The 21758-nt window shown below is 66.3% G+C and carries 23 protein-coding genes; 13 read left to right on the top strand and 10 right to left on the bottom strand.

The window, feature by feature from the left end; genetic code table 11:
* Positions 1–330 precede the first annotated feature (330 nt).
* On the bottom strand, positions 331–1107 hold the full coding sequence (locus BRSPCE3_RS27125; RefSeq protein ID WP_244069379.1) for a protein phosphatase CheZ: 777 nt from the start codon (positions 1105–1107) through the stop codon (positions 331–333).
* Positions 1108–1417: 310 nt separating this feature from the next.
* On the opposite strand from BRSPCE3_RS27125, the gene BRSPCE3_RS27120 reads away from it, so the two are divergent.
* On the top strand, positions 1418–2227 hold the full coding sequence (locus tag BRSPCE3_RS27120; RefSeq protein ID WP_244069378.1) for a L,D-transpeptidase: 810 nt from the start codon (positions 1418–1420) through the stop codon (positions 2225–2227).
* Between the two features lie 159 nt (positions 2228–2386).
* Here the strand turns inward: BRSPCE3_RS27120 and BRSPCE3_RS27115 are convergent, their stop codons facing one another.
* The 6 genes from BRSPCE3_RS27115 to BRSPCE3_RS27090 all read right to left on the bottom strand — a co-directional run bounded on the left by BRSPCE3_RS27115 (position 2387) and on the right by BRSPCE3_RS27090 (position 8604).
* A complete protein-coding gene (locus BRSPCE3_RS27115) occupies positions 2387–3244 on the bottom strand; it encodes a DUF2076 domain-containing protein (RefSeq protein WP_244069377.1) in 858 nt (285 codons plus the stop codon).
* Positions 3245–3433: 189 nt separating this feature from the next.
* Positions 3434–4276: a ChbG/HpnK family deacetylase gene (locus BRSPCE3_RS27110; RefSeq protein ID WP_244069375.1), complete on the bottom strand. Its 843-nt coding sequence runs from the start codon at positions 4274–4276 to the stop codon at positions 3434–3436.
* Positions 4273–5319: a glycosyltransferase family 2 protein gene (locus BRSPCE3_RS27105; protein WP_244069374.1), complete on the bottom strand. Its 1047-nt coding sequence runs from the start codon at positions 5317–5319 to the stop codon at positions 4273–4275. Before BRSPCE3_RS27105 ends, BRSPCE3_RS27110 begins: the two co-directional genes overlap by 4 nt.
* 134 nt (positions 5320–5453) lie before the next feature.
* Positions 5454–6431 (bottom strand): ATP phosphoribosyltransferase, encoded by a 978-nt coding sequence (hisG, locus tag BRSPCE3_RS27100; RefSeq protein WP_244069373.1) that lies wholly within the window; start codon positions 6429–6431, stop codon positions 5454–5456.
* Positions 6428–7588 carry an ATP phosphoribosyltransferase regulatory subunit gene (locus BRSPCE3_RS27095; RefSeq protein WP_244069372.1) on the bottom strand — a complete coding sequence of 387 codons (1161 nt, stop codon included), beginning with the start codon at positions 7586–7588 and terminating at the stop codon, positions 6428–6430. The genes hisG and BRSPCE3_RS27095 overlap by 4 nt, the downstream gene beginning before the upstream one ends.
* 266 nt (positions 7589–7854) lie before the next feature.
* Complete coding sequence (locus tag BRSPCE3_RS27090; protein ID WP_244069370.1) at positions 7855–8604, bottom strand: 16S rRNA (uracil(1498)-N(3))-methyltransferase; 750 nt, start codon at positions 8602–8604, stop codon at positions 7855–7857.
* 434 nt (positions 8605–9038) lie between these two features.
* On the opposite strand from BRSPCE3_RS27090, the gene BRSPCE3_RS27085 reads away from it, so the two are divergent.
* Together BRSPCE3_RS27085 and ubiA are read left to right on the top strand one after the other, a co-directional pair.
* Positions 9039–9770 carry a hypothetical protein gene (locus BRSPCE3_RS27085; RefSeq protein ID WP_244069369.1) on the top strand — a complete coding sequence of 244 codons (732 nt, stop codon included), beginning with the start codon at positions 9039–9041 and terminating at the stop codon, positions 9768–9770.
* A 10-nt stretch (positions 9771–9780) separates the two neighbouring features.
* Positions 9781–10713: a 4-hydroxybenzoate octaprenyltransferase gene (gene ubiA / locus BRSPCE3_RS27080; RefSeq protein ID WP_244069368.1), complete on the top strand. Its 933-nt coding sequence runs from the start codon at positions 9781–9783 to the stop codon at positions 10711–10713.
* Positions 10714–11031: 318 nt separating this feature from the next.
* Here ubiA and BRSPCE3_RS27075 read toward each other — a convergent pair whose 3' ends face one another.
* On the bottom strand, positions 11032–11556 hold the full coding sequence (locus tag BRSPCE3_RS27075) for a DUF6101 family protein (RefSeq protein WP_244069367.1): 525 nt from the start codon (positions 11554–11556) through the stop codon (positions 11032–11034).
* A gap of 276 nt (positions 11557–11832) precedes the next feature.
* On the opposite strand from BRSPCE3_RS27075, the gene BRSPCE3_RS27070 reads away from it, so the two are divergent.
* From BRSPCE3_RS27070 to lpxK, 6 genes are all read left to right on the top strand, one after another.
* Complete coding sequence (locus BRSPCE3_RS27070; protein ID WP_244069366.1) at positions 11833–13221, top strand: TldD/PmbA family protein; 1389 nt, start codon at positions 11833–11835, stop codon at positions 13219–13221.
* A complete protein-coding gene (locus BRSPCE3_RS27065; protein WP_244069364.1) occupies positions 13208–14017 on the top strand; it encodes a 3'(2'),5'-bisphosphate nucleotidase CysQ in 810 nt (269 codons plus the stop codon). The genes BRSPCE3_RS27070 and BRSPCE3_RS27065 overlap by 14 nt, the downstream gene beginning before the upstream one ends.
* A gap of 152 nt (positions 14018–14169) precedes the next feature.
* Positions 14170–14418: a DUF4170 domain-containing protein gene (locus BRSPCE3_RS27060; protein WP_050403683.1), complete on the top strand. Its 249-nt coding sequence runs from the start codon at positions 14170–14172 to the stop codon at positions 14416–14418.
* Complete coding sequence (locus BRSPCE3_RS27055; RefSeq protein ID WP_244069363.1) at positions 14415–15128, top strand: lysophospholipid acyltransferase family protein; 714 nt, start codon at positions 14415–14417, stop codon at positions 15126–15128. The genes BRSPCE3_RS27060 and BRSPCE3_RS27055 overlap by 4 nt, the downstream gene beginning before the upstream one ends.
* Positions 15091–16425 (top strand): 3-deoxy-D-manno-octulosonic acid transferase, encoded by a 1335-nt coding sequence (locus BRSPCE3_RS27050; RefSeq protein ID WP_244069362.1) that lies wholly within the window; start codon positions 15091–15093, stop codon positions 16423–16425. Before BRSPCE3_RS27055 ends, BRSPCE3_RS27050 begins: the two co-directional genes overlap by 38 nt.
* Positions 16418–17440, top strand: a complete 1023-nt coding sequence (lpxK, locus tag BRSPCE3_RS27045) for a tetraacyldisaccharide 4'-kinase (protein WP_244069361.1) — start codon at positions 16418–16420, stop codon at positions 17438–17440. Before BRSPCE3_RS27050 ends, lpxK begins: the two co-directional genes overlap by 8 nt.
* A 14-nt stretch (positions 17441–17454) precedes the next feature.
* Here the strand turns inward: lpxK and BRSPCE3_RS27040 are convergent, their stop codons facing one another.
* Positions 17455–17682, bottom strand: a complete 228-nt coding sequence (locus BRSPCE3_RS27040; protein ID WP_244069360.1) for a DUF2093 domain-containing protein — start codon at positions 17680–17682, stop codon at positions 17455–17457.
* A 187-nt stretch (positions 17683–17869) separates the two neighbouring features.
* On the opposite strand from BRSPCE3_RS27040, the gene BRSPCE3_RS27035 reads away from it, so the two are divergent.
* Positions 17870–18697, top strand: coding sequence for a dienelactone hydrolase family protein (locus BRSPCE3_RS27035; protein WP_375709964.1), 828 nt, complete (start codon positions 17870–17872; stop codon positions 18695–18697).
* 16 nt (positions 18698–18713) lie between these two features.
* Here BRSPCE3_RS27035 and xseA read toward each other — a convergent pair whose 3' ends face one another.
* Positions 18714–20336, bottom strand: a complete 1623-nt coding sequence (gene xseA / locus BRSPCE3_RS27030) for an exodeoxyribonuclease VII large subunit (protein ID WP_244069358.1) — start codon at positions 20334–20336, stop codon at positions 18714–18716.
* 218 nt (positions 20337–20554) lie between these two features.
* Here xseA and BRSPCE3_RS27025 point away from each other — a divergent pair, with 218 nt between their 5' ends.
* The 3 genes from BRSPCE3_RS27025 to BRSPCE3_RS27015 are packed head-to-tail and all read left to right on the top strand — an operon-like array spanning position 20555 to position 21715.
* Entirely contained in the window at positions 20555–20863 is a 309-nt protein-coding gene (locus BRSPCE3_RS27025) for a hypothetical protein (RefSeq protein WP_244069357.1), read from the top strand.
* Positions 20860–21411 (top strand): hypothetical protein, encoded by a 552-nt coding sequence (locus BRSPCE3_RS27020; RefSeq protein WP_244069356.1) that lies wholly within the window; start codon positions 20860–20862, stop codon positions 21409–21411. Before BRSPCE3_RS27025 ends, BRSPCE3_RS27020 begins: the two co-directional genes overlap by 4 nt.
* Positions 21412–21415: 4 nt before the next feature.
* Positions 21416–21715, top strand: a complete 300-nt coding sequence (locus BRSPCE3_RS27015; RefSeq protein ID WP_244069355.1) for a transcriptional regulator — start codon at positions 21416–21418, stop codon at positions 21713–21715.
* Positions 21716–21758: the final 43 nt, after the last annotated feature.

Raw genomic sequence — 21758 nt, 5'->3', positions numbered from 1 at the left:
GACCGGATTCACTCCGGAAGTCCGATGCAACCGGCACCCAATGTTGGCTCCCGGTACACGCATGACAATTTCCCTCACCGGCAGTATGCGCCCGCGACAGCGAACCTGCCAGCAAATTTGCAAGTGTCACAATTGGCACAAACTGCATGCGGAGGTTCTGATGAATGTCACGTGACGTGCACGCAACGAAGGCTGCCGCGCAGACTCACTCTTTGCAAAGCCGCCGTGATCGCCTGACAACTTTGCCCGGCGATCCCTCACGGAGCTGGATCACCCTCAAACAAAAACGCCGGCCCGAGGGCCGGCGTTTTTGTCTTGATCCGACAAAACTCAGTTGAACATCGCGTCGATATCGTCCTGCGAAGCGTGGCCGGCGTCGCCGTCGAGCTTCGGGCCGTTGAGCAGGCGGGCATCGCCCTCGCGGGTGTCGACGATCGGCGGGACGTGGGTCTTGATGGCGTCGACGCCGCCCCAGATGTTCATCATCTCGTTGATGTGCTGTTCGATGAACTTCATCGTCTGCATCACCTTGCTGATGCGCTGGCCAGTGAGGTCTTGGAAGTTGCAGGCCTCGAAGATCGAGACCACGCGTTCCTGAATATCTTCGCTGAGCCGCTTCTGCTGGTCCGGCGTGACGTTGTTGGCGAGTGCACTCGCGGCCTGGTCGATCGCCTCGACCGCTTCGAGGATCTGCTGGGTGGCCTGTTCGGTGCCGCCGACCACGGCACCGAGCTCGCCGTTGACCTTGGCCATCTCCTCGCCGTTGAAGCTCTTGCCGTGCAGCACGGCGATCTCGCGCTTGGTGCGGCTGATCGCGTCATGGATCAGGTCGAGCTCGACCTTGAGCTTCTCGCATTGTTCGACCTGCGCGCGGTAGGTCTCGAGCAGCGCGTGAGTCTCGGCGACCTCGCGGGCGACGGCGGCATCGACGCCCTCGCCGGTGCGCTGGGATGGGGCCGCGGCCATCTGGGCGCGGATCGAGCGAAGCTCGGCCATGATCTCGCGATGCATCGGACCAGGATCGGCGCCGCCAGTCATTTCCGGCTCCGGCATCACAACCTCACCCATCGCCTGCTCGACACGAAAACGCTTCCGCTTCACTGACATGATTTTCATTCCCGCCCCTTCACTGAGGTCCGTTCTAGCGAGAGGTGATTTAACGTCAGGTTCACGCCGGAACAGTTTGCCCGCGGCGCGCGCGACCGTCGCGATACCGGTGATTAACCATGTTGCTGCGGCGTTCACGCAAAATAAACGCTGTCGGGCAAAACCGCGCTGCATTGCCGACGTGGTGAATCCAAACCGCCGATCCGTTTACCAAACCGATGCGGTTTTCATTGCTTATTGACCACGTGCAACGGCGCAAGTCGGCGCCCTCGCGCATCACGTCACGACGAAACCAGTACAGAGTACGTCGATGTTCAGGAAAACCACGCTTGCGCTGCTCGCCGGCGCTTCTTCCCTTATTGCAATTCCCCATTCCGCCATGGCGATCGACGCGTCGGCTCAGCCCGAGCCCAGCGTGATCTACGCCAACCAGGGCGCACCGCAGCCGCCGATGCGCACCGCCTATGTGCAGCCGCAGCGCTCCAACATGGGCGGCGGCTTCATCGAATTCCTGTTCGGCGATGCGCCATCGTCGCAGGGTTATTCGCCACAGCCGATGTATCAGCAGCAGCCCGGCTATTACGGCAACCGCCAGGGGCTGCCGCCGATGGATCCGCAGCAGCAGATGATCCGTCAGCAGGAGGAGGCCGCGGGCGATCCGACCCAGCGTCCGTTCGATCCGCGATACGAGAAGCAGCTGGTCGATTACAGCGGCAAGGAAGGCGCCGGCACCATCGTCGTCGATACGCCGAACAAGTTCCTCTATCTGGTGCAGGGCGACGGCCGCGCGCTGCGCTACGGCATCGGCGTCGGACGGCCCGGCTTCACCTGGGCCGGCGTCAAGACGATCTCGGCGAAGAAGGAATGGCCGGCCTGGACGCCGCCACCGGAAATGCTGGCGCGCCGTCCCGATCTGCCGCGGCACATGGAAGGCGGCCCGGAGAATCCGCTCGGCGCGCGGGCGATGTATCTGGGGTCCTCGCTCTACCGCATCCATGGCTCCAACGAGCCCTGGACGATCGGCACCAACGTGTCGTCCGGCTGCATCCGGATGCGCAACGAGGACGTCATCGACCTCTACGGCCGCGTCAATGTCGGCGCCAGGGTCGTCGTGATGTAAGGTTGTCTTCGTAGCCCGGATGGAGCGAAGCGAAATCCGGGACAGTCTTCCAAGCTGAAGGATTTCCCCGGATTGCGCTTCGCTGCATCCGGGCTACGGATTGATCAAATCAAAACGGCCGCTCGATTGGAGCGGCCGTTGTCGTTTCGGCGATCGCGTTTACGCGTAGTTGCTGTCGTCGCCGCCGCCGCCACCATCGAAGCCGCCGTCGTCATTGTCGAAGTCGTCGGCGTCTTGATCATCGTCACTGTCGCGGTCGGCCTGCGCCTGGTCGAATGCACCGGCGCGCGAGCCGGAATCACCGCCGCGACCGGACGAGCCGACATCGTTGATCCCGGCGTCACGCGCCAGGTCGCTCGACGACTGGTCGCCGCCCCAGGGACGCGATCCGCCGCCGAGGCCGCCGGCATCGGCCAGCGACTGGTGGCCGCCGCCACCCATCATGCCGCGGATGCTGGAGAGCAGCAGACCACCGCCGACCACGCCGGCCGCGGCCGCCGCGGCGGTGCCGAGGAACGAACCGCCACCGCCGCCGGGAGCGCCGCCGCCGAGGGCCGGGGGCTGACCGTATTGGGGCTGACCATATTGCTGCGGCGGCTGGCCGTAGTTCTGGCCATAGCCGCCGGCCTGCTGCATTGCCTGGCCCGAGTTCCAGACCGGGCGTCCGCCGCCGATATCGGGCGCGCGCACCGGCGGCACCGAGCCGTGCGGCTGCTGGCCCTGTCCTTGACCCTGGCCGAAGATCGCATCGCGCATCGAATCGAGGAAACCGCCGCCCTGCTGCTGTGCTCCTTGCTGCTGGCCGACCGCGGCCTCGAGCTCCTGGATCCGGTCATGGGCGCGCTTCAGCGCCTCGTCCTGCACCAATGCGGTCTGCACCAGTGCGTAGACCGCATTCGGCGCGCTGCGCAGGCCCTGCATGATCGCGGACATGGCCTCGCTGTCACGCGGGGCATTCTCCAGCTTGGCGAGCCGGTCGAAGAGATCGTCGATCAATTGGCGTTCTTGCGGTGTCATGGCGTTCTCCATCGCGTCGATCGAATCGGCGCGCGGCTGATGTAGGACGGGGTTTGTGGCGCAAGGAGTGGGGGCCAGAATTAAATTTATGTATGCGACAATACGACCGGCGGTTTTTCGTGAACCTGAAGCGTTTTCGAGCGAAGTGGATCCCGGTTCGCGTGAAGAAAACGCGTCAAAACAAGGGTCTCAGGCCAGTGTAACTTTATTCAGGGCCAGCAGCGCGGGGAAATCCTCGCCGGCGAGATAGTCATGCTCGGTCTCGCGCTGCGTCGTCAGCGGGTCGAGGTTCTTCAAAGTTTCATCGACGAAACCGGGATGGCACATCACGAGCCCGTCCTCGGGCATGCCGTCGAGGAAACCCTGCATCAGCGCCGCGAATTCACTGCCGCGTGTAAAATCATAGGCGCCGGCGAAGGCCGGGTTGAAGCGCAGGCCCGCGCGCTGCGCCTTGATGCGGAATTGCGTGCTGAGCACGTTCAGCACCAGCGCCTTCGGTGCCGCCAGCTGCCGCGCCAGCGGGCCTTCGCGGCCGCACTGCCGCACCCAGGCGTGGGGCGCGCGCTCCTTGACGGCACGCAGGAAGCCGTCGCGCACCTGCGGAAACAGCTGCGCGTGCTGGTGGCCGTCGACGAAATCCGGCGCGCGGCCGAACAATTCGTGGAAGGCGTCGAGCTGCGCCAGCACCTCGGCATGCACCAGCTCGGCGTCGAGCCGATGCATCAGCCCGGCGCGCAGCAACCGCGGGAAGGGCAGGAACATGTCGCCGTCGAGCGGACGGAAATGCATCGTCAGCGGCCGGAACGGCGCGGTCAGCGTCACATGCAGCCCGATTGCGCAGCGCGGGCTCTTCGCGACCGATGCCTGCAGCGCGGCGGCGGCCTCGCGGCCGATCGCCGGCGTCACCATCATCACCGATGTCGCGTTGAGGCGGCCGCGCTCGATCAGGTCGCGGATCGCGCGGTTGACACCGTCGCTCAAGCCATAATCGTCAGCACACAGCCAGATCCGGCGCGGCGCATCCGTGTTCATTCGGCGGCGGTCCGCTCGGAGGCATTTTGCGCCGCGCCGCCGTCGGCGTGCTTCTCGGTGTGCTCGGCGACGAAGTAGATCGGCCGCGCCTTCAGCTCGGAGAGGATCTTGCCGATATATTCGCCGACGATGCCGATCATGATCAGCTGCACGCCGCCGATCGTCATCATGCCGATCATCAGCGACGGATAGCCTGGCACCTGCTTGCCGGTGGTCAGCACTTCCCACAGGATCGAGAGGCCGAACAGGAAGGCGACGCCCGCGAGCAGCGCACCGAGCAGGCTGGCGAAGCGCAGCGGCGCCACCGAGAACGAGGTCAGGCCCTCGATCGAGAGGCCGATCAGCCGGCCGGCGTTGAAGGTGGTGACGCCATGCGCGCGCGGCGCCGGCTCGTAGTCGACGCGGATCTGCCTGAAGCCGATCCAGCTGGCGAGGCCCTTGAAGAAGCGGTTGCGCTCCGGCAATTGCCGCAGTGCCAGCGCCGCGCGCGGCGACAGCAGGCGGAAGTCGCCGGCGTCCTCGGGGATCTTCTGCCGCGCGCCCCAATTGATCAGCGCATAGAAGCCGCGCACCGACAGCCGCCGCAGCGCCGATTCATTGTCGCGATGCGCCTTCGCGGTGTAGACCACGTCGTAGCCGTCATCGATCCAGTGCGCGACCAGTTGCTCGACCAGGGTCGGCGGATGCTGGCCGTCGCCATCCATGAACAGCACCGCGCCGCGGCGGGCATGGTCGAGGCCGGCCATCAGCGCCGCCTCCTTGCCGAAATTGCGCGACAGCGATACCACCTGCAAATCGAGCCCGTCGGCGGGCAGGCCGCGGGCGATGGTGAGCGTATTGTCCGCGCTGCCGTCGTCGACATAGACCACTTCGCAATTCAGCCCGTAGCGGGTGCGTAGCGACTTGGCGAGGTCGACCAGCCGCTGGTGCAGTGCCGCAAGCCCCGCGGCCTCGTTGTAGACGGGCACGACGATGGACAGACCCTGCGCGGCGGCGGTCTTGGCGGTTGTGGTCAGGCTGGAGACGTCAGAGCCCAGCAGCATCGGTCAGGTTCCAGAACTAGAGCATTTTCCAGCGAAGCCCGGCTTCGCGTGAGGAACGCGCGTCACAACGAGAGATCATGAACACAATATGGTACCGACGGCCGGCTGTCGCCAACATGAACGGCGTCGCCGGCTCATTGTCGCAGGAACGCCTCAAGCTTGGCGAACAGCGGGTTCTCGCGGTCGAACACATAGTCCAGCGACACCACCGACACGGTCTCGGCGCCGTGTTCGCGCAGGAAGCTGCCGAGCGCGTAGAGCTTGCCCGGTGGGCAGTGCAGCGTAAGCATGCCTGACGACGTTGGCCCACCAAACGGGGCGACCACGCCGAAGCGGTTATGCGCCTCCGACAGCAGCGCGTCGTTGCAGCCGGCAAAGCGGGTGCGGACCTCGCGGTACTTGCTGGCGCGGGCGCGGGCGGCGATGTGGTCGAGGATGACGCGCGCGGTCTCGCGGGCGCCGGTCGACCAGTCGGCATCCCGCGACGCAACGAGGTTGGCCTGGCTGCGCAGCATCACGCCGTCGTCGAGCACCTTGAGCCCGTTGGCGGCGAGCGTGGCGCCCGTGGTCGTGATGTCGACGATCAGTTCCGCGGTGCCGGCCGCGGGCGCACCCTCGGTGGCGCCGGCGCTCTCGACGATGCGGTAGTCGCCGACGCCGTGCTTGGCGAAATAGCCGCGGGTCAGGTTGATGTATTTGGTCGCGACCCGCATGCGGTGATTGTGCTGCTCGCGGAAGCCCGACGCGACGTCGTCGAGGTCGGCCATGGTGCGGACGTCGATCCAGGCCTGCGGCACCGCGACCACGACATTGGCATAGCCGAAGCCGAGACCTTCGATCATCAGAACGCGCTTGTCGGCATCCGGAATGCTCTCGCGCACCAAATCCTCGCCGGTGACGCCGAGATGCACCGTACCGCGCGCCAGATTGGCCGCAATCTCGCTCGCCGACAGATAGGCGATCTCGACATTGTCGACACCGGCGATGGTGCCGCGATAGTCGCGCGCGCCGCCGGCCTTCGACAGCGTCAGCCCGGCGCGGGCGAAGAAGCTTTCGGCATTTTCCTGCAGGCGTCCCTTGGAGGGAACCGCGACGACGAAGGGCGTGCTCATGGGGCGCCTCCGCCGGCCTTGCCATGCCGGTTCATCGCCTCGATCCAGACCGAGAAGCCGACCGCGGGGATCGGATTGGCCGATCCGAGCTGCGTCATCAGCCCGTCATAGCGGCCGCCCGCGACCAGCGGCTCGGCGCCGTTGCCCTTGGCGTGCAGCTCGAACTCGAAGCCGGTGTAATAGTCGAGGCCGCGGCCGAACGCGGTCGAGAACCGCGTCTTGCGGATGTCGATGCCGCGCGCGGCCATGAAGCCGACCCGGCTCTCCAGCTGGTCGATCGCGGCCGTGAGATTCAGCTTGGCGTCGGCGGCGAGCGCGCGCAGCTGCGCCACCGCATCGTCGGGATCACCTGCGATCGACAGGAAGCGCTTGATGGTGGCGACCGCATCGCGCGGCAGCGCGCCGCCCTTCAGCGTCGATTGCTCGAGGAAGCGGTCGGCGATCTCGGCGACGGTGCGACCGCCGACATTGGTGGTGCCGGCGATCGACATCAGGTCGGTGACCAGCGCCAGCGCCGCCTTGCGATCGGAGCCGGCCAGTGCCGCGAGCACGCCCTCATATTCGTTGCGGCCCGGCGCGGTGGCCAGGGTCAGCTGCTCGATATCGTCGGTCAGCGAGACCTTGCGGTTGAAATCCTTGATCAGCCGGCGCCGCCACACCGGGTAAAGCTCGAGCGCATCGATCAGCGCGTTGAACAGTGCGACGTCGCCGGTGCGGATCTCGACGTCCTTCAACCCGAATGCCGTGGTTGCCTCCAGCGCCAGCGCCAGCATCTCGGCGTCGGCCGCGGCGCGGTCCTGCCGCCCGAACGATTCGATGCCGGCCTGCAGGAACTGGCTCGGCGCACCGCCGCGATAGCGGAACACCGGGCCGAGATAGCTGAAGCCGGCCGGCTGGCCGGCACGGGGCGAGGCGAGGTAGTCGCGCGCCACCGGGATCGTGAGATCCGGGCGCAGGCAGAGCTCCTCGCCGCTCGGGTCGGTCGTCAGATACAGGCTCTTGCGAATGTCCTCGCCGGAAAGGTCGAGGAACGGCTCGGCCGGCTGCAGGATCGCGGGCTCCGACCTGAGATAGCCGGCCTGCGCGAACGAGGCCAGCAGCGCATCCGCCCATAGGGCGGATCCGGCGGCGGTTCGTGGTGCGGCAGCTTCGCTCATCTCGACGTCCAAAAGGCCCGGATTCGGGTTCCGGCGCAGGTTCCAAGGGGTGGTGCTGGCGGAGCCCTTAGCATGGCCGATCCATGGTTTCGACAGGGATCAGCCAAGTGGCTTAATGATTGGGTTCGTTAACGATTTTGCGACGGCTTGGCTAGGGAAAGATGTTCCCCGCAGTCGGTGACCGTAGCCCGGATGGAGCGCAGCGAAATCCGGGGTATCTCGCGCCACCGAGAGACTTACCCGGATTACGCTGCGCTCCATCCGGGCTACGGACCGCGCCAGTCCCCCCGCGCCGCCTGCACCAGCGCCAGTGCGGCCACGGCGGCGGTGTCGGCGCGCAGGATGCGCGGGCCGAGGGCGAGGCGGAGGATCGCGGGCTGGCGCAGCAGCAGCGTGCGCTCCTCCTCGGCAAAGCCCCCCTCGGGACCGATCAGGACGTCGATCCCGCCATTCACAGCCGTTGCCGCCTGCAGCGCCTGCACCGGGTTCGCGACCTCGGCCGCCTCGTCGCAGAACACCAGCAGCCGCGCCGGATCGCGCCCCGCCAGGAAGCGCTCGAGGGGGAGGGGATCGGCGACCTCGGCAAGCGAGATGATGCCGCATTGCTCGGCGGCTTCCACCACATTGGCGCGCATCCGCTCGCTGTTGACCCGCGACACCTGGGTGAACCGCGTCAGCACCGGCACCAGCCGTGCTGCGCCCATCTCGACCGCCTTCTGCACCATGTAGTCGAGCCGCGCGTGCTTCAGCGGCGCGAATACGCAAGCGACGTCGGGCAGGCGATCCTGCGCGCGGGTCTGCGCCGATATCGTCAGCGTGTCGGGGCGCTTGCGGCCGGAAATCTCGGCGCGCCATTCGCCGTCGCGGCCGTTGAACACCAGCACGGGGTCGCCGGCGCCAAGCCGCAGCACATTGCCGAGATAGTTGCTCTGCTCGCGCTCGAGCGGAACGCTGGCGCCGGCTGCAAGCGCGGCATCGACAAACAGGCGGGGGCTGCGAAAATCGTGTTCAGGCATGTCTGAGGCGGCTTCTCTGCGGCGCGGCGAATTTACCAAACCGGGCGACACCGTAATGGTGCGGACTCGTCAGGAACCCGTCGGCCAAGTAGGAAGGACGTGTCGATACATTGCTTCTGTCACCTAGTTTTATTTGAAGTCCAAGGGGTCGCTTGCACGCGACCCCTTTTGCTTTCGGGCAATCTTGCGCCCCGCGTGGCCGTACCGAAAATCGTGTTCAGGCAGATTTGATGGTCCGGTTTTACCGCCGTTCGTAGCCTAAAGGCTTAGAATCGGGGAACAATTTAATGTGGCCGGTGTGGCCCTACGCCGCGCTGTCGCCCAAATCCACGGGTTGTTAAGGCGTCACAGGAATCGTAAAACGCCCCCAAAATTCGTTGCTTCGTTTTGTTGCGCTGGGGTTGCCTGGACCTTTTGCCGGAGAAACACCCTCGATGATCCGCCGACTGATCATGTTGACTGTTGCCGCGACCGCCCTGTCTGCGGGGCATGCCGCTGCCCAGAGCGCTTTTCCGGCGCCGCTGCCCAATCAACAGGGCAAGGCCGGCACTGCCTCGGATCCCGCGTTCCCGCCGGTCAACGGTATGCGTCCAAGCCAGGCCGGCAGCGCCTCGGATCCTGCATTCCCGCCGGTCAACGGCGCGCCGGCGGCCAGGGTCGGCGCTGGACCATCGCCGTTTCCGAGCGCTGGCGCGGCGCCGATCGCCGGCGGCGGCCTGTCATCTCCGCCGCCCCCGCCGAGCGCCGCTGGCGGCGGCGATGCCTGCATGAAGGATTTCGTCCCGCTGCGTGAGGATGCAGAGAAGCGCGGCAAGGCGATCAAGGCGGCGAGCGATCGCCACGCCAGCCCGCAGGAGGCCTGCAAGCTGATCGGCTATTACAGCCAGGCCGAGATCAAGATGATCAGATATGTCGACACCAACGCGTCGAAGTGCGGGATTCCGGCGCAGATCTCCGACCAGCTCAAGAACGGTCACAAGAACACCGAAGCCTTGCTGAAGAAGGTCTGCAACGTCGCCGAGCAGGCGGCGGCGCAGCCGCGCGGGCCCGCGGGGCCGTCGCTGAGCGACGTGCTGGGCTCGTCGGCCTCGCTGCCGGAAGCGACCCCGACCAAGAAGGGCGGCAGCACCTTTGACACGCTGAACGGCAACGTCCTCACCCGATGATTGACCAGCCATGAGCGACGTATCCGCCCGCGTTGCCGACTCCACAGGCAACTGGGTGGATACCCATGCGCCGGTCTGGTCGCGGCCCTATCTGCGGCTGGCGCGCTACGACCGCCCGATCGGCTCCTGGCTGCTGTTGATGCCGTGCTGGTGGTCGGCGGCGCTTGCCGCCGGCGTCGCGCACGATGTTCGCTCGCTCCCGCTCGTCGTGCTGCTGTTCTTCATCGGCGCCTTCGTGATGCGCGGCGCCGGCTGCACCTGGAACGACATCACCGATCGCGATCTCGACGCCAAGGTCGAGCGCACGCGGTCGCGGCCGATCCCGGCCGGGCAGGTCACGGTGACGCAGGCGGTCGCCTTCATGGTGCTGCAGGCGCTGATCGGGCTGCTCGTGCTGCTGCAGTTCAACCGTTTCGCTGTCATGACCGGCATCGCCTCGCTCGCGATCGTCGCGATCTACCCGTTCATGAAGCGGATCACCTGGTGGCCGCAGGTCGTGCTCGGCCTCGCTTTTTCCTACGGCGCCTTGATGGGATTTGCGGTGACGCTCCAGCGCATCGATCTGACCGCGATCGCGCTGTACGCCGGATCGATCGCTTGGGTGATCGCCTACGACACCATCTACGCCCATCAGGACGCCGAGGACGATGCGCTGATCGGCGTCAAATCCACCGCGCGCCTGTTCGGCGCGCGCACCCATCTGGCGCTGACGATTTTCTATGGTCTCGCCGTGCTGCTGATCGGCACGGCCTTGGCGCTCGCCGGCGCGCGCTGGCCGGCCTGGATCGGGCTCGCGGCCTTCGCGCTGCATCTGGCCTGGCAGGTCCGCCGGCTCGACATCGCCGATGGCGCGCTCTGCCTCCGCATCTTCAAGTCCAACCGCGACGCCGGCCTGATCCTGTTCGCGAGCCTGGTCGTGGATGCCGTGCTGCGCGCGGGGTAACTTCAGCTCTCGTCATTCCGGGGCTCGCGCTTCGCACGTCCCGGAATGACGGGGAGAGAATGCGAAGCTGCCTCGTAATCCACACCTGTCATCGCCCGGCTCGTCCGGGCGATGACAGCGCGTGGTGTGACGCCTTGAATCGCGTCCCATCCTCATCGTCGTCCTGGCGAAAGCCAGGACCCATTACCCCGAATGTCCGTTGATTTGCTACGTTGCGGCCACAGCTTGCTCCAACAACACAACCCTGTGGTTATGGGTCCCTGCCTTCGCAGGGACGACAGCGGTTGTGAGGCGAACTGCGTACGAGAAACGATAAAGCTAATCCCGCGCGATGATCTCGCGCTCGTCGCGATGCACGCTGGCTTCGTTGAGCTGAACGCCGGCGCGGCGGCGGACCAGGAATTTCGGGCGGCGGGCACGGATCGCGTTGCGGCGACGGCGGCGCGCGGCAGGCGTCCGCGGTGCCGGCTCGGTCAGTTGCGGCAGGCGGAAGATGTCGCTCCACATCTGCCAGGCCGAAGTGATTTCGTCGGCATCCGAACTGGAGCCGAGTGGAATGCTGAGCGCGGGATCGCGGTGAACCAGCACCAGCGTCTGCGCGTCGTCGATGCCGCGCAGCGCGACGCCGAGGAAATCGCTGACGCGAACATTGACCGCCATCCGCATGCCGAGAACGGCGCGGCGCAGCACGACATGTTCGCGATGAAGCTCGACCTGCCGCATGCCGCCATCCGCGCGCGCGTCCTGCGCGTGGAAAGAGAGCGGAAGGGAAAGGGGGTCGAGCCGCAATGCGCAGCTCGACCCGGCGGAATTGATTCCGCTTGTTGGTGTTTGACGCCTCAAAGCCTTAGTCTCCCCGCCGGGATTATGTTCCCGGTCGATGTGTGAGAGCCTAGCCGAGCGATGGCGGTTTCAGCTTAAAAAGCCTGGTTAACCCCTCCTCACCTCGCGCCATGATTGACAAGAGGTTGGCCCGCATGATTGACGAAGCCTTGCCCCGATCACTCAAATCTTTGTTGCCCGCCGGCGCAAAGTGCTTGAAATCCCTGTGAATCCGGCACATCTGGTTAGGTCTGTCGACGCCGTTCCGGGCCCCCCTCCATCCGCAGGAATTTGTTCGTGAACTCTTCACCATCTGCATCGCGACACGGTGATACCTCCGACCTGTTCGACCAATCCGGTCTCAGCGACCTCGCGCAGCGTCTGGTCGAGGCTGCCAAGCGCGCCGGCGCCGATGCCGCCGATGCCATCGCGGTGCGCGGCGTCTCGCAGGGCGTCGAGGTGCGCGACGGTCGCGTCGAGGAAACCGAGCGCTCCGAAGGCGATGACGTCGGTTTGCGGGTGTTCGTCGGCCAGCGCCAGGCGGTAGTGTCGACCAATGACGTCAGCGGCGACGGGATCGCCAAGCTCGCCGAGCGCGCGGTCGCGATGGCGCGCGTGGCGCCGGACGACAAATATGTCGGCCTCGCCGATCCCGCGCTGCTTGCGCATGATTTCCCCGATCTCGATCTGCTCGACCGCAACGTTCCGGCCACCGCCGAACTCGAGCAGCGCGCCATCGCGGCCGAGGCCGCGGCGCTCGCGGTCAAGGGTGTCACCAAGTCCGGCGGTGCGTCGGCCTCGACCGGGATCGGCGGCATGGTGCTGGTGACGTCGACCGGCTTCCACGGTTCCTACCTTCGTTCGAGCCACGGCATCTCGACGACTGCGATTTCCGGTGAGGGCACCGGCATGGAGCGCGACTATGATTTCACCAGCGCGCCGCATGCCTCCGATCTCGATTCACCCACGACCGTCGGCCGCAAGGCCGGCGAGCGCGCGGTGGCGCGCGCAAATCCGCGCAAGGTCGAGACCTGCAAGGTGCCCGTGGTGTTCGATCCGCGGGTTGCCGGCTCGATCGTCGGCCATCTGGTCGGCGCCATCAACGGCGCTTCGATCGCGCGCAAGACCTCCTTCCTGAAGGACAAGCTCGGCGAGCAGCTGTTCTCCAAAGACATCCGCATCATCGACGATCCCTTGCGGGTGCGCGGCCTGCGTTCGCAGACCTTCGACGCCGAGGGCGTCAAGGTGAAGAAGATCGCGCTGATCGACGAAGGCGTGCTGACCACCTGGGTGCTCGACTCCGCGACCGCGCGCGAGCTCGGTCTGGTCACGACCGGCCATGCGCATCGCGGCGTGTCGTCCTCGCCGTCGCCCGGAACGTACAATCTGCATCTCGAGCCGGGTGCGGTGACGCCGAAAGAGCTGATCTCCGACATCAAGCAGGGCTTCTATGTCACCGACCTGATCGGTTCCGGCGTCAACGGCGTGACCGGCGATTACAGCCGCGGCGCGTCCGGCTTCTGGATCGAGAACGGCGAGATCACCTATCCGGTCAGCGAAGTCACCATCGCCGGTCACCTGCTGCCGATGTTCAAGTCGCTGGTCGCCGCCAACGACCTGGAATTCCGCTTCGGCGTCAATTCGCCGACCCTGCGCATCGAGGGCCTGACGCTTGGCGGACGCTGATACGGACGACTGGACCAAGGCGCGCGACGCCGCCTTGCTGACCAAGACAGTGCAGGAGGCGGGCCGGCTCGGCCTGTCGATGTTCCGCACCGAATTGAAGAACTGGATCAAGGGCGCGTCCTCGCCGGTTTCCGAGGCCGACATCGCGGTCAACGACCTGCTGGAGCAACAGCTGCGTTCGGCCACGCCGGCCTATGGCTGGCTCTCGGAGGAAAGCGCCGACGACGCGAGCAGGCTCGGCAAGCGCTTCACCTGGATCGTCGATCCGATCGACGGCACCCGCGCCTATCTCGCCGGCCGCGAGGACTGGTGCGTCAGTGTGGCGCTGGTTGAAAATGCGCAGCCGGTGCTCGCGGCGGTGTATGCACCGGTGACCGAGGAATTCTTCTTCGCCGCCCGCGGCCAGGGCGCCACGCTGAACGACAGCGCCGTGCACGCGACGACAGGCACCGATTTCGATTTTCCCCGCATGGCCGGACCGAAGCCGCTGGTGCAGCGGCTCAGCCCGACCTCGGACGAGATCACGCTGTTTCCGCGGATCGGATCGCTGGCCTTGCGGTTGTGCCGTGTAGCACAAGGTCGACTTGACGCCGCTTTTGCGGGCGGGCAAAGCCGCGACTGGGATCTTGCCGCCGCGAATTTGATCGTGCAGGAAGCGGGTGGTAAGATGACCGCGCTCTCGGGGGATGCGATTGAATACAATCGCCGGGAGGTGACGCATGGGGTGCTGGTGGCAGCAGGACGCGAACGTCATGCACGCATTGTCGAGCATTTTCGTAACCGTCCATTGCCGTGAGGTCCCGCCGATCCGCGCCACGTTTCCCGTTGTGACGGCCAGAGCTGTTACGACAGACCTGTGACGACCAGACTTTGTTACCGCCAGACTTGTAACTGTGACGACCACGACTTCTTTTGCTTTGCCGGGCATCTCGTTAGGAAAACAGCATCATGTCAGACAATGCCCAGCCTCAGCTGCTTCACCTCGTGATCGGTGGCGAGTTGACCGATCTCGAGCACAACACCTTCAAGAACCTGGACGAAGTCGAGATCGTCGGCGTCTACCCGAACTATGCGACCGCCTATGCGGCCTGGAAGGCGAAGGCGCAGGCGACCGTGGACAACGCCCAGATGCGCTATTTCGTCGTTCATCTCCACCGGTTGCTCGATCCTGAGCAGGACGCAAAGCATTCCCATTGAAACGACTATTTCGCGATCTGCTGCGCAGCGGCTTCGTGCAGCGCGCGCTGGGTGTGCTTGCGGCCGAGTATCTGCGGCTGGTGTGGTACACCAACCGCTTCATCTATCAGCCGCATGACGTTTACGGGATCGTCGAGCCCTTGATGCCGGCGATCTTCGTGTTCTGGCACGGCCAGCACTTCATGACGCCGTTCATCAAGACCAAGGACAGCTACCGCGCCAAGGTCCTGATCTCCCGCCACCGCGACGGCGAGTTCAACGCGCTTGCGGTGGAACGGCTCGGCATCGGCACGATCCGCGGTTCCGGCGATCATTCCGGCGCGTTCCATCGCAAGGGCGGCGTCGGCGCCTTCCTGGAGATGGTCCGGGCGCTGGAAGACGGCTGCAACATGGCGACCACGGCCGACGTGCCGAAGCGGGCGCGGGTGGCGGGTCTCGGGGCCATCATGCTGGCGCGGGAAAGCGGCCGGCCGATCATCCCCTTTGCGATGGTCACCAGCCGATTCATCCGGTTGAAAAACTGGGATTCCACGACCATCAATTTGCCATTCGGGCGCGGCGCAGTGGTAGGTATTGAGCCGGTCTATGTGCCGCCCGATGCCGATGCCGCGACGATGGAAAAGCTTCGGCAGCACGTGGAGGATCTTCTCAACGAAGCGACCCGGCGCGCCTATGCAGCCGTCGGGCGGCCGGAGGCAACGCTTGGCTAACTCGCTCCCGATGACGTTGCGCGTTTACCGCAAGCTGTCGTCCGCGATGGTGCCGGTCGTGCCTGCGCTGATCAAGCGGCGGCTCAAGCTCGGCAAGGAAGATCCCGAACGTGTCGGCGAGCGGCGCGGCATGAGCGCCGATGTCAGGCCGCAGGGACCGCTGGTCTGGATCCACGGCGCGAGCGTCGGCGAGGTGCTGGCGGCGGCCGGGCTGATCGAGCGGCTGCGCGCGCTCAACCTGCGCATCCTGCTCACCTCGGGCACCGTGACCTCGGCCGCGATCGTCGCCAAGCGCTTTCCACCCGACGTGATCCACCAGTACGTGCCGTATGACTCGCCGCGTTACGTCGCGCGCTTCCTCGATCACTGGCGTCCGTCGCTGGCGCTGTTCATTGAGTCCGATCTGTGGCCGAACCTGATCCTGTCGAGCGCCGCGCGGCGGCTGCCGATGGTCCTGATCAACGGGCGGATGTCGCAGCGTTCGTTCCCGCGCTGGCGCCGGGTCTCCAACACCATCGGGGCGCTGCTCGGACGGTTCGACATCTGTCTCGCGCAGTCGAACACCGACGCCGAACGCTTTGCCGCGCTCGGCAGCCAGAATGTCGTCGTCACCGGCAACCTCAAGCTCGACGTCGCCGCGCCGCCGGCCGATCCGGCCAAGCTGGAACGGCTGATGTCGGTGACGCGCGGCCGCGCGATCGTGGTCGCCGCGTCCACCCATCCGGGCGAGGAAGAACTCCTGATCGAGGCGCACAGATCGCTCGCCGGATACTTCCCCGGTCTGCTCACCGTGATCGTGCCGCGGCATGCCGCGCGCGGCGAGGCGGTGGCGCGGCTCGTCACCGACGCCGGCCTGCGTCCCGGCCTGCGCTCGCACGAGGATCTGCCGGTCGCGACCACCGATATCTACGTCGCCGACACGATGGGCGAGCTCGGGCTGTTCTATCGCCTGGCGCCGATCGTGTTCATGGGCGGCTCGCTGGTCGCGCATGGCGGCCAGAATCCGATCGAGGCGATCAAGCTTGGCGCTGCCATCGTGCACGGCCCGCACGTCTTCAATTTCACCGACGTCTACGAGGCGCTCGATCGTGCCGGCGGCGCGCGGCGCGCTGACGATCTGGAGGCGCTGGTCAAGCAGCTCGGCCAGTTCCTCGCCGATCCCGCGGCGCGCGAGACGTCGCTGGTCGCCTCCGAGCGCGTCGTCGAACAGCTCGGCGGCGCGCTGGAGCGCACGGTGACGGCGCTCGAGCCCTATCTGCTGCAGCTGCGGCTCGAGATGGGAGCCGCCAATGCGTGAGCCGGCCTTCTGGCACCGGCCGTCGTCTTGGACTGCATTTCTGTTGAGCCCTCTTGCCGCGCTGTACGGCGCGGTCGCCGTGCGGCGGATGCAGCGCTCCGGCACCGATGCCGGCATTCCCGTGATCTGCGTCGGCAACTACCATGTCGGCGGCGCCGGCAAGACGCCGACGGTGCTGGCGCTGGCCAAGCTGCTGCGCGAGCTCGATGAGCGGCCGGTGGTGCTCAGCCGCGGCTATGGCGGCAGGCTCGCCGGCCCGGTCAAGGTCGATCGCGACAACCACACGGCGACCGATGTCGGCGACGAACCGCTGATGATGGCCGCGAGTTTGCCGGTCGTGGTGTCGCGCGACCGCGCTGCGGGCATTGCCTTGGTGCGGGCGCAGAATGCGAGCGTGATCCTGATGGATGACGGCTTCCAGAATCCATCCGTGACGAAGGATTGCTGCCTGATCGTGATCGACGGGATGCGTGGCGTCGGCAATGCTCGCGTCATTCCGGCAGGCCCGCTGCGTGCGCCCTTGTCGCCGCAGCTGGCGAACACAGATGCGCTGATCGTGGTCGGCGATGGCTATGCGGCGCGGACCATCGAAATCGAGATCGAGTCACGCGGCAAGCCGGTGCTGTCCGCGCATCTGAAGCCTGAGCAGGCTTCGCTGGCGGCGCTGAGCGGCAAGCGTGCACTCGCCTTTGCCGGCATCGGCGATCCCGCGCGCTTCTTCAACACGTTGCGGTCAAGCGGCGTCGACGTCGTGCGCAATACGGCTTTCGCCGACCACCATGCCTTCACCAAGGACGAGATCGAGCAACTCGTTGCCGACGCGAAACGCGACGGGTTGACGCTGGTGACGACGGAAAAGGATCTGGCACGGTTGCGTGGACCGGATGGGATGCCGGCCTGGGCGCAGGCGATCGTGCCGTTCGCGGTGACGATGCAGTTCGAACAGCCTGATACGCTGCGACGCTTCGTGAGCGATCAGCTATTCAAGGCAAGGGAGAGGAGGCTGGGCAAATGAACCCGGCGTTGAGCCTAGGCCTGCGACTTGACCATGCCGGGATGGTGGCGCTGCAGCACGGCGGTCGGGGTGGCGTAGGCCTCCTGCAGGTCGACGCTCCAGTACTTCAGTTCGTCGAGCGGAATCCGGACGTCGGTGATGGCACAACGCACAAAGGTGCCGGGCGAGATCACGCGGAAATCGCCGTCGAGATATTGCACCTGCGCTTCGCCATGGCCCGAGGGACCGAACTTGTTCAGCACGATTGAGCTCTCCGCCTTGCCTCGGACGAGGCAGCCTTAAATGTTCATGCAGCCGTCTATCATAGATAGTGGGGCATGTCCGCCCGTTAAACCACCGACTTGTGATGATTTGGCGGCAGACGTGCATGGTAGCGTTGCAGCCGTGGTCCGCTGTGTTGGCAGCGCCATTACGAGCCGGCCGGATCGGATGCGCCTCACTTCAGTTTTCATGTGTCTCGCGATGCTTGCGGTGCCGGCCGCGGCGACCCCGCTCCCGGCCCCGCATCAGGTCGAGATTCCCGAAGGCAATGTCACGCTGCACGCCCAGCTCTACCGGCCCGATGGCGACGGACCGTTCCCGACCGTCATCGCGCTGCACAGCTGCGGCGGTCTCGCCGGCAAGTCCGAGCAGGTCGCGCCGCGCTATCGCGACTGGGCCGAGCAATTGCTCACGGCAGGCCATGCGGTGCTGCTGCCGGACAGCTACGGCTCGCGCGAGCTGGGTCCGCAGTGCCGCATCAGGGAGCACCAGGTGCAGACCCGGCGGGCGCGGGTTGCCGACATCAACGCGGCGCGGCAGTGGCTGGTGCAGCAGAAATGGGTGGCGAAGAGCCGCATCAGCCTGATCGGCTGGGGCAACGGCGCCGCCGCGCTGCTGTGGGCGGTGCGGCCGCAGATGTGGTCGCGCAATGCCGAGCCGGATTTTCGCTCGGCGGTCGCGTTCTATCCGGATTGCCGCACCTCGTTCGGCCTCGGCTGGAGCGCGCGGGTGCCGACACTGGTGCTGATCGGCGCGCGCGACGACGTGACGTCGTCATCGGCCTGCCACCAGATGGTCGACGGCGCGCGCGGCCGCAGCGCGCTGGCGCGGATCGTGGTCTATCCCGACGCCTATCACGATTTCGATCGCGCCAATTTGCCGCTGCACGCGGTCGCGGCCTCCGATGCCGAGATCGCCGAGCGCGGCCACATCGGCACCGATGCGGATGCGCGCAAGGATGCGCAGAAGCAGGTCGTCGAGTGGCTGTCGCGCTGAACCAGTTATTGTCGCGTCAGAACAAGCTGCCCTGATCGACCGGCTTGGTGACGCGCTTCGGCGCCGCCGGTTTCGTCTCACGCGGGGGCTTCGGCTCGCTCTCGGGCGTCGCCGTCGCCGCGGGCTGATCGGCGTCAGTGGTGGCGGCGACGCGGCCGTCGGCGAACTCGATCGACAGGCCGGCGTTCGGCCCGACCGCCGCGGCGGAATGCAGCGCGTGTCCGTGCGCATCGCGCACCAGCGCGAAGCCGCGCGCCAGCACCCCGCGATAGGACAGCGCCGACAGCAGCTGGCTGCGATGCGCGACCCGTGCCTCGAGCCGTTGCAGCGTCGTCTTGAGCGCGCGGTGGGCGCGCTCGGCAAGGCGGTGGGTACGCTCGAGATCGCGCGCGATCGCGTTGCGCTGGGCCTTGGCATTGGCGAGCTTCGAGGCCTTGAGCCGGATCTCGAGGCCATTGAAGCGCTCGCGGCGGCGATGCAGCAGCGCGCGCGCCGACAGCGTGATGCGTTCACCCGATGCGGTCAGCCGCTGCCGCGCATGCGCGACCTGGCCGCGCAGCACGCCGATGGTGAGCCGCGAGCTCGACGCGGCGAAGCGGCGGAAATGCGCGTGCGTATTGGCCTTCAGCCCGCGCGGCAGCCCGGCGGCGAGATGATCGAGCCGCTGCCGCGGGATAGCCAGCAATTCGTTCGCCGCCGGCAGCGCCCGCGCGGCGGCGCGCAACTCGGCGCGGCGCGCCTCCTGGGCCCGCTGCCAGCACACCATGGTGCGGCGGGCGAGCGCTGTGACCTCGACGAACAGCTCGCTGCGCACCGGCACCGCCATCTCGGCGGCGGCGGTCGGCGTCGGCGCGCGCTTGTCGGCGACGAAGTCGATCAGCGTGATGTCGGTCTCGTGGCCCACCGCCGAGATCAGCGGGATATGGCTCTCGGCCGCGGCGCGGACCACGATCTCCTCGTTGAACGACCACAAATCCTCCAGCGAGCCGCCGCCGCGCGCGACGATCAACAGATCGGGCCGCGGGATCCGGCCGCCCTCCGGCAGCGCGTTGAAGCCGCGGATCGCGGCGGCGACCTGCTCGGCCGAGCCGTCGCCCTGCACCTTGACCGGCCACACCAGCACCCGGCGGGGGAAGCGGTCCTCGAGCCGATGCAGGATGTCGCGGATCACCGCGCCGGTCGGCGAGGTGACGACGCCGATCACCTCGGGCAGCCAGGGCAGCAGCTGCTTGCGGGCCTCGTCGAACAGGCCTTCGGCCGCGAGCTTCTTCTTGCGCTCCTCCATCAGCGCCATCAGCGCGCCGACGCCGGCCGGCTCCAGCGAATCGATGACGATCTGGTACTTCGAGGAGTTCGGATAGGTGGTCAGCTTGCCGGTGGCGATGACCTCGAGGCCCTCCTGCGGCTTGAAGCGCATGCGGGCGTGGGCGAACTTCCAGATCACCGCCTCGATCTTGGCGTTCTCGTCCTTCAGCGCGAAATAGCAGTGGCCGGAGGAGTGCGGGCCGCGAAAGCCGGAGATCTCGCCGCGGACGCGGACATGGCCGAACCGGTCCTCCACCGTCCGCTTCAGCGCGGAGGAGAGTTCCGAGACGGTGAATTCGGGCGCGTTGACGAGATTTGGCGCGGCAGCAGTCATTTGCAGGTGATTCGGCTGTTTGTGGGCTTCAAAGCAACGTAGGGACTTTTACCCGCCATCGCCAATGCACGGGCTTGTTTGTCCATATACTCTGTGATACAGAGTTCTCTGCATAGAGAATGATGCGACCTGGCTGGAGGGCTGGCGGATGATGTCGCAGTTGACGTTGGCAAGCTTCGTTCATTCCGCAGCAGCTCAACCTGTTCCATCTCGCCGCGATGGTGAACTTCGCCTGCATCGTGGCGGCGATCGTTCCGCTGCTGCGCAGCCCGCGCCCGGCGAACTGGCGGCTGACCCATTATTATTTCATCTCGTGGTCCTACGTGTCGCTGATCTCGGCGGCGGCAACCGAAATCATGGTGCGGCTGCTGCCGCTGACGACGCGCGGGCAGGTCGGGCTGGTGGCCTTGGCGCTGTCGATCATGACCATGACGGTCGCCTATGTGCTGATCGGCAAATATCGTCCGCCGGCCGAGGCGCCTCCGGTGTCCGCCAAGTTCGCCGAGCAAAATGGAGTGGCGTCATGATCGACAGCCGGCAGGCCAGCGCGGCGCTGAGCGACATCAACGACGTCGTGCATCGCGTCCGCCAATCGCAAATCTATCAGATCGCCAGTCTGATCATCATCATGTGGGGCGTGTTGGTGTTCGTGGGCTACATCGCCAATTACACATGGTCGCCGCAGGGCTATGCGATCTGGCTGGTCGTCGACCTCGTCGGAATCGCGGGCTCGATCGGGATTGCCGCGTTCGGCGGCGTCGGTCGGGGGGCGGGCGCCTTCGCCATCCGGCTGCTGATGGCGTTTCTGCTGTTCATCGCATTCGGCATTTTCTGCTCGGTGGTGCTCGGCCATTTCGGACCGCGCCAGATGCTGGTGTTCTGGCCGGTCTTCACGATGCTGTTCTACGCGCTCGCCGGCCTGTGGTTCGGCTATGCCTTCATCGTGATCGCGCTCGGCAGCACTGCGCTGATCGTGATCGGCTATTTCTACGCCGGCCCGGCCCTGCTGCTGTGGATGGCGGCGGTCCATGGCGGCGCGCTGGTGCTCGGCGGCCTCTGGATGCGCCGGATCTGACGCGATGGCGGAACTCGACGAGATCATCCACCAGCCGCTGCGGCTGCGGATCATGGCGGCGCTCAATGTGCTGCCGGTTGCGACCGGGCTCGAATTCGCCCGGCTGAAGAAGCTGACAGGCGCCACCGACGGCAATCTCGGCGCCCATATCGAGACGCTGGCCAGGGCCGGCTATGTCGCGGTCGACAAGGCCTTCGTCGGCAAGAAGCCGCAGACCACCGTGACCGCGACGGCGGCCGGCCGTGGCGCCTTCGGCCGCCATGTCGCGACCTTGCAGGAGATCATCGCCGGCAAGCAGCCGTGAGGCCGGAATGACGGGGGAATCGGCCTCGTCGCCCCTTGCAGGC

Source organism: Bradyrhizobium sp. Ce-3 (assembly GCF_022835695.1).
In the GTDB taxonomy this organism is placed as follows: Bacteria; Pseudomonadota; Alphaproteobacteria; order Rhizobiales; family Xanthobacteraceae; genus Bradyrhizobium.
The sequence above is the reverse complement of the archived record's forward strand: the minus strand, read 5'-3'. Positions and strand labels throughout refer to the sequence as shown.